The organism is Amycolatopsis sp. NPDC059021 (assembly GCF_042739895.1).
In the GTDB taxonomy this organism is placed as follows: domain Bacteria; phylum Actinomycetota; class Actinomycetes; order Mycobacteriales; family Pseudonocardiaceae; genus Amycolatopsis.
The window spans coordinates 16,492-29,574 of sequence record NZ_JBHYIQ010000067.1 but is presented as its reverse complement, the minus strand read 5'-3'; the positions used below and the strand labels follow the sequence as shown (position 1 = coordinate 29,574).

At 69.1% G+C, this 13,083-nt stretch carries 13 protein-coding genes; 1 reads left to right on the top strand and 12 read right to left on the bottom strand.

What is annotated here, in order from left to right; translation table 11 throughout:
• The first annotated feature begins 126 nt into the window (after positions 1 to 126).
• Complete coding sequence (locus ACFWX1_RS32045; RefSeq protein ID WP_378393494.1) at positions 127 to 1,473, top strand: pyridoxal phosphate-dependent decarboxylase family protein; 1,347 nt, start codon at positions 127 to 129, stop codon at positions 1,471 to 1,473.
• Here ACFWX1_RS32045 and epsC read toward each other — a convergent pair.
• The 12 genes from epsC to ACFWX1_RS31985 form a co-directional block, all read right to left on the bottom strand.
• Positions 1,448 to 2,074, bottom strand: a complete 627-nt coding sequence (epsC, locus tag ACFWX1_RS32040; RefSeq protein ID WP_378393493.1) for a serine O-acetyltransferase EpsC — start codon at positions 2,072 to 2,074, stop codon at positions 1,448 to 1,450. The genes ACFWX1_RS32045 and epsC overlap by 26 nt on opposite strands.
• A gap of 34 nt (positions 2,075 to 2,108) precedes the next feature.
• Positions 2,109 to 3,119, bottom strand: a complete 1,011-nt coding sequence (locus ACFWX1_RS32035) for a pyridoxal-phosphate dependent enzyme (protein WP_378393492.1) — start codon at positions 3,117 to 3,119, stop codon at positions 2,109 to 2,111.
• 46 nt (positions 3,120 to 3,165) lie between these two features.
• Positions 3,166 to 4,227, bottom strand: a complete 1,062-nt coding sequence (locus tag ACFWX1_RS32030) for a quinone oxidoreductase-like protein 1 (protein ID WP_378393491.1) — start codon at positions 4,225 to 4,227, stop codon at positions 3,166 to 3,168.
• A 73-nt stretch (positions 4,228 to 4,300) separates the two neighbouring features.
• The gene (locus tag ACFWX1_RS32025; RefSeq protein ID WP_378393490.1) at positions 4,301 to 5,008 is read right to left on the bottom strand and encodes a methyltransferase domain-containing protein; all 708 of its coding nucleotides are present in this window, start codon (positions 5,006 to 5,008) and stop codon (positions 4,301 to 4,303) included.
• A 13-nt stretch (positions 5,009 to 5,021) separates the two neighbouring features.
• Positions 5,022 to 5,990 (bottom strand): ParB/RepB/Spo0J family partition protein, encoded by a 969-nt coding sequence (locus tag ACFWX1_RS32020; RefSeq protein ID WP_378393489.1) that lies wholly within the window; start codon positions 5,988 to 5,990, stop codon positions 5,022 to 5,024.
• A 292-nt stretch (positions 5,991 to 6,282) separates the two neighbouring features.
• Complete coding sequence (locus ACFWX1_RS32015; RefSeq protein WP_378393488.1) at positions 6,283 to 7,641, bottom strand: alkaline phosphatase family protein; 1,359 nt, start codon at positions 7,639 to 7,641, stop codon at positions 6,283 to 6,285.
• Positions 7,638 to 8,789, bottom strand: a complete 1,152-nt coding sequence (gene eboE, locus ACFWX1_RS32010; protein WP_378393487.1) for a metabolite traffic protein EboE — start codon at positions 8,787 to 8,789, stop codon at positions 7,638 to 7,640. The genes ACFWX1_RS32015 and eboE overlap by 4 nt, the downstream gene beginning before the upstream one ends.
• A 2-nt stretch (positions 8,790 to 8,791) precedes the next feature.
• Positions 8,792 to 9,649, bottom strand: coding sequence for a TatD family hydrolase (locus ACFWX1_RS32005; protein ID WP_378393486.1), 858 nt, complete (start codon positions 9,647 to 9,649; stop codon positions 8,792 to 8,794).
• A complete protein-coding gene (locus tag ACFWX1_RS32000; protein ID WP_378393485.1) occupies positions 9,649 to 10,269 on the bottom strand; it encodes an EboA domain-containing protein in 621 nt (206 codons plus the stop codon). The genes ACFWX1_RS32005 and ACFWX1_RS32000 overlap by 1 nt, the downstream gene beginning before the upstream one ends.
• Positions 10,266 to 11,111 (bottom strand): sugar phosphate isomerase/epimerase family protein, encoded by an 846-nt coding sequence (locus ACFWX1_RS31995; RefSeq protein ID WP_378393484.1) that lies wholly within the window; start codon positions 11,109 to 11,111, stop codon positions 10,266 to 10,268. Before ACFWX1_RS31995 ends, ACFWX1_RS32000 begins: the two co-directional genes overlap by 4 nt.
• Positions 11,108 to 11,947 carry an SCO3242 family prenyltransferase gene (locus ACFWX1_RS31990; protein WP_378393483.1) on the bottom strand — a complete coding sequence of 280 codons (840 nt, stop codon included), beginning with the start codon at positions 11,945 to 11,947 and terminating at the stop codon, positions 11,108 to 11,110. The genes ACFWX1_RS31995 and ACFWX1_RS31990 overlap by 4 nt, the downstream gene beginning before the upstream one ends.
• Positions 11,944 to 13,083 (bottom strand): inositol-3-phosphate synthase, encoded by a 1,140-nt coding sequence (locus ACFWX1_RS31985; protein WP_378393482.1) that lies wholly within the window; start codon positions 13,081 to 13,083, stop codon positions 11,944 to 11,946. The genes ACFWX1_RS31990 and ACFWX1_RS31985 overlap by 4 nt, the downstream gene beginning before the upstream one ends.

Genomic DNA, 13,083 nt, shown 5'->3' with positions numbered 1-13,083 from the left:
TACCGGGCGAGACCGCGAACCATTGAACATCCATCACCAAACCTCAGCAATGAGGATCGGGACAACGACCAGCCGGGGGTGTGCGGCACTTTGCCAGGAATCGGGCTCGACCTTTCCCGTAATGAGATGCTGGACGTGGGCAACCAGGCGCTGCGGCTGCTCACGAGCTTCCTCGCCGAACTCGACGAGCATCCGGTCGTGCCCGCCCCGGCGCGTCCGGGCACCGGCGCGATCACCGACGAGGGAACGGCACCGGCGGAAGTGCTCGCGGAGACCTTCACAGCCGCGTCGGCGGCCGTGGAAACCGCCGGGCCACGGCACTTCGGGTTCATACCGGGAGGCGGGCTGTTCACCTCCGCGGTGGCCGAACTGGTGGCGAGAGGGCTCAACCGGTACGTGCCGGGCCGCGTCATGGCACCGGCTTTCGCCGCGATAGAACAGGAAGTGGTGGACTGGTTCGTGAAGATCACCGGGCTGCCGGACACGGCGAGCGGGGTGCTGACCACCGGTGGTTCACTGGCCACGCTGTCCGCGGTCGTCGCGGCGCGGCACGACAAACTCGGCGACGACCTGACGCGGGCCACGTTCTACCTCACCGAGAACACCAATCACTGTGTCGCGAAGGCCGCGCGCATAGCGGGTCTGCCGCCGTCCTCGGCGCGGCTCGTTCCCACCACCGGCCGGCTGAGCATGGACGCGGCGGGGTTGCGGGCGACGGTGGAGCGAGACCGCGCGCGAGGCGAGCGGCCGTTCCTGGTCGTGGCCACCGCCGGCACGACGAGTTCGGGCACGGTGGACGAACTGGCCGCCATCGCGGACGTGGCGCGGGAGCACGGCCTGTGGCTGCACATCGACGCGGCCTACGGCGGGCTCTTCTGCCTCACCCAGCACGGCAGTGCGCTCTTCGACGGCCTCGACCGGGCCGACTCGATCGTCCTCGATCCGCACAAAGGCCTGTTCCTCCCCTACGGGACGGGAGTCGTGCTGGCACGCGACTGCCGGACCCTGGTGCGCGGGCACACACCGGCCGACGAGCTGCCGCCCTATCTGCGTGATTTCGCCCAGAGCGACCAGGTGCGCACGAACCTGGTCGACATGGGCCCGGAACGCACGCGGGAATTCCGTGGCCTCCGTGTCTGGTTTCCCTTGCGCGTCCACGGTGTCCACGCGTTCCGGACGGCACTGGAGGAAAAGCTCGAACTCGCCAGGCTCGTCCACGAGGAACTGGCGCGCGAGCCACTGCTCGAGTGTCCTTGGCCGCCCGAACTGTCGATCGTCGTGTTCCGGCTGCGGGCCGGGGACGCCGCGACCAAGGACCTGCGTGAACGTATCAACGCTTCGGGACAAGCGTTCTGCTCGGGAACCTTTCTGCACGGCCACTACTACATCCGGATCTGCGTGCTGTCCTTCCGGACCCACCTGGCGCACGTCCGCCGCCTGCTCGACGTCATTCACGCGGCAGTGGCCGGCTGACGTCCCCGGCACCGGGGCCGGCACGGTTGTCCCTGCCGTTCTGGCTCACCTCCACCGATCCGACGTCGGCCGGCTGTGCTCGCACCCGGCCCCGCGCCGGCACGTTGTGGGTCACCAGGGCGTGCGCGCCGATGTAGGCACCGTCGCCGATCACGACCGGACCGAGCACCGACGCCTTCGCGCCGATGGTCACGCCGTCTCCCACGATCGGGTGGCGGCGCTCCGATCCGCCGCGCAGCATGTCCCGCTGCCAGCCGAGGGCGCCCAGGGTGACCTGCTGGTACAGCGTCACGTCGTCGCCGATCATCGCGGTTTCGCCGATCACCACACCCGACCCGTGGTCGATGAACACGCGCCGTCCCAGCGTGGCACCGGGATGGATATCGATTCCCCCCGACAGGAACCTGCCGAGCAGGCCCACGAGCCGCGCGGCACCGAAATGCGACCTGCCGTAGAGGTGGTGTGCGATGCGATGGGCGAACAACGCGAGTACGTGCGGGTACAAAATCGCTTCGCGCCGCCGTTTGATGGAGGGATCTCGCCGCACGGCTGTCGTGATGTCTTCCCGGCTCAGTTCCCCGAATCGTCCCACCACTGCCATCACTCACCGTTCATGTCCTGCCCGAATCTTGTCCTCAGCCCGTGATCTCCTGCCACTCGTCCCGGCTGCCCGCGTCCGGGAACAGGGTGACCACCCACTGGTCCGGCCGCAGTGCGGCCGCGACCTCCCAGGCCGACAGCCAGTTCGCCGCGGCCGAGCTTCCTATTCTGGTCCCGGTCCGCTGGAAGAAATCCAGCATCCCGTACAGCGCGGCGGGACGCGCGACCGTGCGGAATTCGGCGACGTGTTCTTCGATTTCCCGGACGAACGGTTGCCGCATCCCGAATCCGACCCCGCCGGAGCCGGCATACAACCGCTCCCCTTTCGGGGCCGCCAAGGTGCCGTAAGGCAATTCCTGTGGTGTGACCACGACCCCGCGCAGCTCGGGCCACCGCTGCCGGAGCGCCATGAGCACGCCCATCATGGTGCCGCCGGTTCCCACCGAGGCCACCAGGAGATCCGGGCGAATTCCCGAGAGCTGCGACACGATCTCGGCGCCCGTGGTCGTTTTGTGGAAGTAGCAGTTGGCCGGATTGCGGTGCTGGTAGAGAAAGGTCAGCCCGGACTCCCGGCCCGCGTGCCGGCAGGCCTGCTCCACCACGCCGAGGAAGCCGCGGCTGGTTTCGACGAGCTCGACACGGCACCCACGCGAGCGGAGGTTCGCCGCGTAGTCCTTCGATGTCCACCCGGGGAGATACAGCGACAGGTCGATGCCCAGTGACCCGGCCAGCACCGAGAGCGGTTCGGCGAGGTTTCCGCCCGAATACTCGAGCAGCCTGACCTCGTGTGCCGAATCGACATCCCGCAGCGCGTCGGCGAGCAGGGCGAAGGCCGTACGGTCCTTGATCGACCCACAGGGGTTCTCCCATTCACACTTCGCCAGTATTCCAGCACCATTACGCGGGCTCGGCACTTCACGCAAGGATGTTCCGCCGAGCGACGAAAAGAACTCGCCAAGAGCCGGGAACCGCGCACACACCGCACGGAAGTCGATCTCCAGCTCCGGGTCCATCGCCCAGCTGTCGCACAATTCGGGTGGCTGCACAGAAATCACTCCTCCGATTCGTGAACGAGCTGCACGGGCTCGCGTCCTACGCCCGGGACCGCACCATGGGCTCGGACATCGGGCAGGGATCCGGCAGGACGTTCCGGACGGTTTCCGGCCGCACGAGCACGAATTTCCCGATGTGCCTGCCCTTGGCGAACTCGCGCAGGGCGGCGACCGCCCCGGCGAAGGGCCACCGGGCGACGGGGAGAGGGGCGAGGGAGCCCGCCGCGGCCAGCTGCCCCACCTGCGCGAGCAGCGCCGCGAACCGGTCCGGCCGTGTCCGCATGAAGCCGGACAGATCGACCGCCGAGAACGTGAGCCGCTTGGCGAAGGGCCCGAGTGCCAGCGTCCCGCCCTGGTTGATGGAAAATCTGCTCAGCTCGATGTACCGCCCGTCCTCGCCGAGAGCGTCGAGGTTGTGTTCACCCGCTCGCCCGGTCAGGGAGTTGAGCACCACGTCCACTCCTCGTTCCCGGGTCGCGGACCGTACCTGCTCGCTCCACTGCCCGGACCGGGAGTCGAAGACGTGCGTTATCCCCAACCCGCGCAGTGCGGCCCGCTTTCGCTCGGTGCCCGCGGTGGCCACGACGCGGGCGCCGACGAGCCGCGCCACCTGGATGGCGGCGAGACCCACGCCACCGGCCGCGGAATGGATGAGGACGGTTTCGCCTGCGGTGAGCCGTCCGAGCTGGACGAGGCCGTGCCAGGCGGTGGCCGCGGCCAGGACGAGACCGGCGGCTTCCGCTGTCGTCCAGCCGTCGGGAATGCGCTGGACGTGGTCCGCGCGCGCCACCACGTGCGACGCGGCCGCACCGAAGGCGCAAGCGATCACGGCGTCCCCCGGGGCGAACGTGGTGACCCCCGGTCCGGCCGAGGTGATCGTGCCGGCGCATTCGCCGCCGAACAGGGCGGGATTCCCGCTGTGGCTCGGCGTGAGGTCCAGCGCCTTGATGACGTCGTAGTAGTTGAGGCCCGCGGCGTCGACGGCGATCTCGACCTCGCCCTCGGCGGGCGGGCGGCGGGGCAGCCCGCGATAGCGGATGGCCGACCACTGACCGGGGCGATCGGTGACGAGCTGGAACGCCGGCGGTCCCTTTCGTGTCACTGGTGTCACCTCAGCTCTGGAACGACGCGGCGGTCCGTCCGGCGCCGGCACGGCAGGGGTCTCGGCGTCCGGCTCACACCCGGGTGAAGACACCGACGAGACAGTGCAGGCCGGGCCCCCTGGACAACTTGTGCACCACCTGGCTCCGAAACCCGTGGTCACCGAGGAAACCGGTGAACTCCGCCACCGTGTAATCCCGGTACAGCCTGCCCATCTCGTTCCTCATGAGCACGCCACCGGCCTCGGCCCCGAAGGTTTCGATCACCAAGGTGGCGCCCGCGCGCAGCGTGCGGTGGACGGATTCGACGAAGGGCGTGATCCGCTCGGGATGCTGGTGGTGCGTGCAGCCGGTGTCGATCGCCGCATCGAAATGCTCGTCCGGCAGGTGCCCCTCGCGCGACAGCTCGATGAGATTGCCATGCAGGAATCGTGCACCGGGATTCCGCTGCCGTATTCCTTCCCATTCCGGAAATCTCACGATGTCGACCCCGGTGGCGACGGCCCCCGCGGCCGCCAGGGCGGCGACATCCACCCCTCGGCCACAACCGATGTCCAGCACGCGACATCCGCCGATCGCGTCACCCAGCACACCGGCCAGGTAACGGTACGGCGCCCGTACCACGTCCTCCGTCCGCCAGACGTCCAGGCCGTCACGGTAGATGCCGGACATCTCCTCCTGCATCCGCCGTTCGTATTCTTCGGCGGATTCGGTCACCTGCCCACCATCGATGACGTCGATGTAGACACTCGGGCCGACCTGACGTTTCCCGCTGTGCCGCATTCGTTTCACCGCCCTAGCACGTTGTCCTGTTCTCCAGCATGAACGCTATGTGCCGCCACACCTCCGAGCAGCGCCGCGCGGCCTGGGCGAGCAGGGGACTGCAATACGACGGGAGATTCCGGGAGAAGAGCTCGAGGTCCTCCTGGGAAAAATGCATGTTCGCCGAGATCATCCGGAGCATCGCCTGCCCCTCCCGGTGCGATCGCAGGAACGGGTCCCGGCACAGGACCTGGAAGTCGTTCGTCCCTCCGGCGGGTGGGCCGGGCTTCCGCCGCCCCGCCCCCTCGCCGCCGTCCGCGGTGGTGTGCGGGCGAAAACGCCGCGGGACAGGGTGCTCACCCCGATGTATCCGGTCCCGCACGTTGAGCGCCGTACCGAGCGAGACGCGTGCGTTCTCGGCGACCTCGCGCAGGGGGAGATCGGGTTTCTCGAGGATGAGCTCACTCGCCCGTAGCCGTCCCGCGACGATGTCGAGCGGGCGGCATCTGCCGTCCTGCCCGACGTGGTTGTTCAACTGCGGTATTTCCGCGGTTGAACGATGACGGATCGCCGCGACGGTCTTGTCGGAGATGCCGGCCGCCGACGCGACGGCCCGGTTGGACCATTGCGGATGCGACACCAGTATCCGCTTTGCGGCCATGGAGCGATCGGCCCGGGAAAGCGGCAGGCCATTCCGGTTGTTCAGCCGAACGGACAACACGAATGCGTCCTTCTCCAAACCGTCGAAGAAACGCACACGGATACACCGATCGCCCTTCAGCTTCGCCGCGCGAAACCGGTGCATTCCATCGACGATCCGCATGGTCGGACGATGCACCACTATCGCGGGAATCGCGTTGTCCGACTCCGAAATCCTTCGGATGTGCTCCGCGCTCTCCCCCGCCATACGCGGCGAATTCCCGGGGTGGAGTTCGGACAACTCCACGGTGTGGACGGTTTCGTCGTAGCCAGGACTGTGCTCACGATCAGCGGACAGACTCATCTCATCGACCTCGATGCTCGGTCACTCCGGCCGGACGCGGATCCGGGGCTCCTCGGCAGCACACCGCGACGACCATGGACGGGCGCGGGGCCCGGATACGTCCGCCCGCCCCGCCGGACCGCGGAGTTCCTCGCCCCGTGTCCGGTTCCCTCGTCGGTTGATCTGCCGTTGACCAGTCCAGTAAAGCAGCCCCTGATCGACGAGTCGTCTCGGCGCCAACCGAGACATACACCGAAACATTTCGCCCGCTTCGCGTACCCCGCACCGGCACGAACAGCAGCACGGAGCCTCGTCAGAGCAGGGACAGCAACAACGACTTGACTTCGGTGGCGTGGACACGGTTACGAGCCGGTCGTGGGTCGGAGCACAGCAGCACCGGGCCGTCGGCGGCCGAATCCGGCAGTCGGCCATGACTACCGCGCACCGGTGCGGGATCCAGCGGGACCACTCGCATGGAGTAGCGCAGGCCGAGCTTTTTGCGGACCAGCGCCGCGGCGGCGCGAAGCTTCACCAGAGGATCGGCGGGGTCGAAGAACAGTTCCGCGGGGTCGTAACCGGGTTTACGGTGGATTTCCACCGTACGCGCGAAATCCGGCGCACGGTCGTCGTCAAGCCAGTAGTAGTAGGTGAACCACGCATCGGGTTCCGCGATGGCGATCAGCTCCCCCGACCGCTCGTGGTCGACGCGCAAGGCGGCCTGCCCCCGCCTGTCGAGCACGGTGTCCACACCGGACAGTCCGCTGACCACCTTCGCCACCCTCGGCACGTCGCCGGGATCCCGGACATAGAGGTGGGCGATCTGGTGATCAGCCACGGCGAACGCACGGGAAGTCCAGGGATCGAGGTACTCCATGCCGGACTGCATGTGCACGTTGAGCAACCCCGCGCGCCGCAGCGCACGATTGACGTCCACGGGACGCCGTGCCGGGGTTATGCCGTATTCCGACAATGCGACGACTGTGTGCCCGGCCGCCGTCGCGGCGTCGAGCAGGGGCGTGAGGACCCCGTCGACCTGCGCCGCCGCGGCAGCCGCTTCCGGTCCGTCAGGGCCGAAACGCTGAAGGTCGTAGTCCAGGTGGGGGACGTAGACCAGGATCAGATCCAGCTTGCCGGAGAGCAGGAGCCGTCGCGCCGCGGTGGTGATCCACCGGGAAGACGTCAGCGAGGCCGTCGGGCCCCAATAGGTGAAGAGCGGGAAGTCACCGAGTTCACCGGTCAACCGATCGTGCAGTTCCGGCGGCCGGGTGTAGCAGTCCGGCTCCTTCCTGCCGTCGGCGTGATAGACGGGACGCGGGGTCACGACGAGGTCGGTGGTGGCACCGATCGCATACCACCAGCACACGTTCGCGACGCGGCAGCCGGGCCGTGTGCTCCTCGCCGCTTCCCATAGCTTTTCTCCTTGGACAAGTGCGTTGTGCTGTCGCCAGAGGAGTACCTCGCCGAGTTCCCGGAAATACCAGCCGTTGCCGACGATCCCGTGTCCCGCCGGGTGAAGACCTGTGAGGAAGCTCGACTGTACCGGGCAGGTGAGGGCAGGGAACGTCGTATCCAGTGACGCGGTGAACCCGGGCTCGGCCATCCGTCGCAGGCCCGGCATGTGCGGCAGCAGCCGAGGGGTCAGACCCACGACATCGAGCACGAGCAGGCTCACGCGGTCTCCTCTCGCAGGCCTAGTGCGATCAGCTCGCGCCGCGTCCAGGCCAGTTCTGCTGCGAGTCCCGCGATCAGGCCGGTGTCCGTGGGGGAATCGGGCAGGACTCGCCAGGTGTAGGTCTCGACCTCGACGTGGTCGGTGCGCGCGTGCGCGCCCCCGAACAATGCGGCCAATGTCGCGCTGAGCTGGGGCCGGGTGGATCGCAACGGTGGCGCGGGATCGGTGTGCAGCGGAAGGTGGAAATGCACTCGCCATGGCGCCCTGCCGGAGAGCTCGCCCGCCAGCGCTGCCCCGAGATCGTCGGTCCGCCGCAACCCACCCTCGCTGCACTGATGCAGGAACCTGTCCTCTGCAAAGGACTCGAGCGCGCGCCGGGTGTCCGGATCGGACGGTGCGTCGGCTTGGAGAGCACAGGATGCCTGGACCTTGACGACGTCCAGGCCCGCCGCGGCCAACCTCGCCAGCGCGTCGGCCGGTCGTTCGAAGGCCACCGCGAGATGACAGGTGTCCAGACACACGCCCAGCCAATCCCTGTCGTGCCGGGCGAGGTGCTCCACGGCTTGCGCCGTGGTTTCGATGACGCACCCGGGCTCGGGCTCGAACCCGACCCGCACTCGCTTTCCCGTCTCGCCTGCGAGTTCGGCCAGCCCGGCCGCGAGACGGTCGAGACGTTCGTGCGCGCCACGCCGGGCAGCAGCAGGCCAATCGGACCGCCAGGCGAGCGGCAAGGTGGACACACTTCCCCGCGCGGCGTCTTCGGGCAGCAGTGCGGCGAGCAGCCGCGCCAGGTCCATTGTGTACCGCGCGCGCAGCGCCGTACCCCAGTTCGGGTGGTAGACGGTGTACTTGACCGTCGGTTCGTGGAATCCGCGGTAAGGAAAGCCGTTGAGCGTCACCACTTCCAGGCCGCGTGCGGCCAGTTCCGTGCGGAGTCGTCGCAGTGCCGCCGGATCGGCCACCAGCCCCGCCGCGACCGGCCGTGCCAGCCACAGGCCGAGACCGAGGCGGCCGGCACCGCACGCGTGCCGCACGGGCTCGCCGAAACGGGACAGCTGGGCGACCACACCGTCGAGGTCTTCGGCGGCGTGGACATTGGTGCAGTACGCGAGGTGCACGAGCGTGCCGTCCCGATGGCGGAATCGCACCGCTATCCCTTCCGCTCACCGCGGAGCACCGAGTTGCCTCCGTACTCGGTGTCCGCCGTGTCCGCTTCGGACATGTCGAGACGGCCGCTCTGCTGGTAGAACTCGACCGGGTTGCGCCACAATACCTTGTCGACGTCGTGGATACCGAAGCCGGCTGCGAGCATCGCCGCACCGGTACGCACCGTCGTGAGCGGTTCGCTTTCGCCCCAGTCGGCCGCGGAGTTCACCAGCATCTTCTCCGTGCCGTACTCACGGAGGATCGCGACCATACGGGTCTCGTCCATCTTGGTATCGGGGTAGATCGAGAAGCCGAGCCAGCAGCCGGAGTCCTTGGCCGCCCGCACGGTGACCTCGTTGAGGTGATCGAGGACCACCCGCTCCGGGCTCAGCCCGGACTCCCGGATCACCGCGATGCTGCGCACGGTCCCGGCAGCTTTGTCCCGGTGCGGGGTATGCACCAGCGCGGGGAGGCCGTGTTCGATCGCCAGCGCGAGCTGTGCCGAGAACGCCTCGTCCTCCTCGGCGGTCATCGAGTCGTAACCGATCTCTCCCACACCGACCACGTTGTCCTTTTCGAGATACCGTGGCAGCACGTCGAGCACCGGCACACAGCGCGGATCATTGGCCTCCTTGGGGTTGAGCGCGATCGTGCAGTGGTGCCGGATGCCGTATCTGCTCGCGCGAAAGGGTTCCCAGCCGATCAGCGCGGCGAAGTAGTCGACGAAGCTGCCGACGCTGGTGCGCGGCTGCCCGGCCCAGAACGCCGGTTCGACGAGTGCGCGGACCCCGGCATCCCGCATCGCCCGGTAGTCCGTGGTCGTGCGTGAGCTCATGTGTACGTGTGGATCGAAGACTCGCATCAGCTGTCCTGTCGGCTGAGCCCGGGGACGCGGGCGAGCAGGTCGTCGGGTACCGGCCGTCCCGCCGCGGCGCGCTCGGCGGCGAACGAGCGCATCATCCGGACCAGTTCGTCGTCGGTACGCTTGCCGAGCCCTGCGACACCGGCCAGCGGAATACCCATGAACACACACTTGAGCACGCCGTGGCGATACGCGGCATCCCCCAGCACCTCCGCTCCGTAGTCGCCCATCGCGGCGGCGACAAGCCGCGGATCGTTGCTGCGCAACGCTTCGACGACGAGAGGAAATCCACGGGCGCCGACGTCCACATGAGACAACCCGAGCAGCAGCGCGCGTTGCTCGGCGGCGGAGCCATCGCGGTACAGGCCGGCCAGCTCGTCCGCGACGTCGACCGCGGCCGCGAACAACACGACCCGGGCGGCATCCTCGATGGTCCATCCCCCGAGAGCCGGTGACGTGGCAGCCAATGGCCCGCGGCCACAGTGCCTGCCCGCGGCGGGGAACAGGGCGCGGATCGCCGTGCTGTCCCTGCCGACGAGGTCCAGCGAGGTGGCCAGCCACGCCGCACCCCGCGGAGCCAGCGAGGTGTGCAGCACGGCACGCAGTTCGTCGAGGTTCACGTCGTGACCCCGATTCCCGCCATCTGCTTGAGGAACGCGAGCGACTCGCGTGCGACTCGCGGCGCCGCGTGACCATGCCGGGGAAGCTCGACCGAGACCAGTCCGCGGTACCCCGCGCCCTCGAGCGCGGTGAGCACGGGCGAGAAGTCGATCTCGCCCTCGCCGAACTCCAGATGTTCGTGCACGCCACGACGCATGTCGTCGATCTGGACGTTCAGCAGCCGTGGTGCCGCTCGCCGCACACAATCCGGAACCGGCGCGTGTTCGTTGCACCGGCAGTGCCCGATATCGAGGGTCAACCCCAGGCGATCAGGTGAGCCGAGCCGCGCCGACAGCATGTCGAAACCGTCCAGATCGGACACCAGCATGCCGGGTTCCGGCTCGAAGGCGAGCCGGACGTCGTGGTGTCCGGCCGTTTCCAGGACGTCGGCGCACCCGGACACGAGCAGATCCCATGCCACGGCATCGGGCAGGCCCGCCGGTTTGACACCACTCCACAGGGATACCGCTTCCGCGCCGAGGTCGGCCGCGATCTCGACGGCATGGCCGAGGAACCGGAGCCGGCGCTCGCGGCCGGGCCCGAGGAGGGTCGGCGCGTGCTTGTGCCACGGATCCAGCAGGAACCGCGCACCGGTCTCGACAACGACGCCGAGGCGGAGCCGGGCGAGATCCGCGGCGACCGCCGCGACGCGGCTGGACAGTCCCGCGGCGAAGGGGTCGAGGTGGTGGTGGTCAAGGGTCAGCGCGACACCTTCGTACCCCAGATCCGCCAGTATCCGCAGCGCGTCGCCGAGCCGGTGGTGGGCGAACCCGTTGGTGCCGTAGCCGAATCGAAGCGTCATGTCGGGGAGACCTTCCTGCCCAGTAGCCGCGCCAGCGGGAACGCCGCGGCCACGCCCAGCGCCGCCCGCCGGGCGCCGGTGCGGACGATGAGCCCGGCCTGCAGCGGGATCATGCCGCTGATCCCGGTGCCCACCGCGTGCCGGACGCGGGGTGCGCTGGGATCGCGGACGGCGTCGCACAAGGCCCTCCCGGTCGTTACCGCGTAAGTGCCCGCAAACGCCGAGGTCGTCACCGGGTTCGCTGTCCCGCCCAGGCAGGTCGCCAGGCCGGCCCCCACGGTGGCGGTCAGTGCGGCGGCGGGGACGACAGGCTTCGCACCGTCCACTTCGGACCGGGAAACCACGGTCACGGCGAGCGTGTGCACGCCGACGATCAGGGCGGGAGAAACGGCCACGCGAGCCCCGCCCGCACCGAGCAGCACGTCCAGCGCGCGGGCCGCCGCCATCGTGACCGGCCCCCACGACGTCGCCTTCAGGAGGAGGTCGTACGCCCACACAGTCGCGGCCAGTGGCACGGCGACGCGCAGTGCCCGGACTCCACCGGTGACGGCAGCGACTCCGATACCGCCGCCGGTGAGGCCGATCGCGAGCCCCAGCGCCGCCGCGGGCGAGACACGCCCGGAAGGGATGGGCCGTTCGGGTCGTTCGGTGGCATCGACCGCGCGATCCGCATAGTCGTTGAGCGCCATGCCCGCCCAGTACAACAGCACCGAGGCCACGGACAGTGGCAAGGTGCGGCGCCCGAAGGGCCAGCCCGCGGCGGCGGCGCCGGCCAGCGCGTCTCCCGGCACCGTCAGCGCGGCCGGGGCGCGCACCAGTTCGGCGAGCGCCCTCATCGCGGCACCCAGTCACGCAGCATCGCGTACTGCGTGGCGAGATCGTGCGGGACGTCGCCCACCGGGTCCTTGAAGAAGAACGCGAGCTCCGGGACGGGACCAGCGGCACCGGCCCGGCAGGCCGCGGCGGTGAACCTCGCCAGGTCGAGCACGAGCGGCGCGGCGAGCGCGGAGTCGCACCCCTGCCAGGTCAGCTGCAGGCTCATCCTCGCACCGAGAAACCCTTCGAACAACACGTGATCCCACGCGGTCTTCCAGTCGCCGAGCGCCGGAACGTAGTCGATGTGCACCTCCCCGTCGACCCGCCCGGCCAGATTCCGTTCCAGCACACGCCGTTTGGCCGCGTTCTTGCTGGCCGCCGCGCCCTGGCCCGCCAATGTCGCGCCGTCGCCGCCGCCGAGCAGGTTGGTCCCGGACCAGGCGAGCACGTTCAGGCCCCGCTGGGCGAACATCGGAGCGAGCACCGAACGCAGGAGTGTCTGACCGGTCTTCCCGTCACGTCCCGCATACGGCTGCCCGGTGCGCAGGGACAGTTCGTGGAGCGCGGGAAGCCGGGCACCGGTCGACGGAGTGAAGTCCACAAAGGCGCAACCCGCCTGAAAAGCCGCGTAGGCGTAGAGGGAACTCGGTGGCAGCACGGGACTGCGACCACACAGCGCGGTTTCCAGCGCGGCCAGGTTCCGGTGCGCCGGTTGGGGAGAGCAGGGCGGCTCGGTGGAGGCGACGTTGATCACGACGACCGGGCCGAGTTCGTGGCGAGCACGGAATCCGCTCAGGTCGTCGACAAGTCGCTCGATCTCGGCGGCCTGCGGTCCGGTGTTCCCGGCGTCCGGATCGGCGAGCCGCAGCTCGGCGTCGGCGGCTTCGAGATCACCGGCCACGAGCTGTGCGGTCGATGCCGGGAGCACCCCGGCCCGGACCAGGTGCTCGGCTCGTTTGCCCAGTGAAACGTCCACGACGTCGTGACCTCCGAAGACGAGGTCGGACAGTTCCGGCAGCGCGGCCCCGGCGAAGTCCGGCAGCTCGGCGACGCACCCGGTGGGCGGAGCTCCGTCGGCACGTATCGCGGCCGCGCCAGCGAGCACGGTGGTGGCCACCGACCCGCGGGCGCCGACCAGCCAGATTCCGGTGCGCAC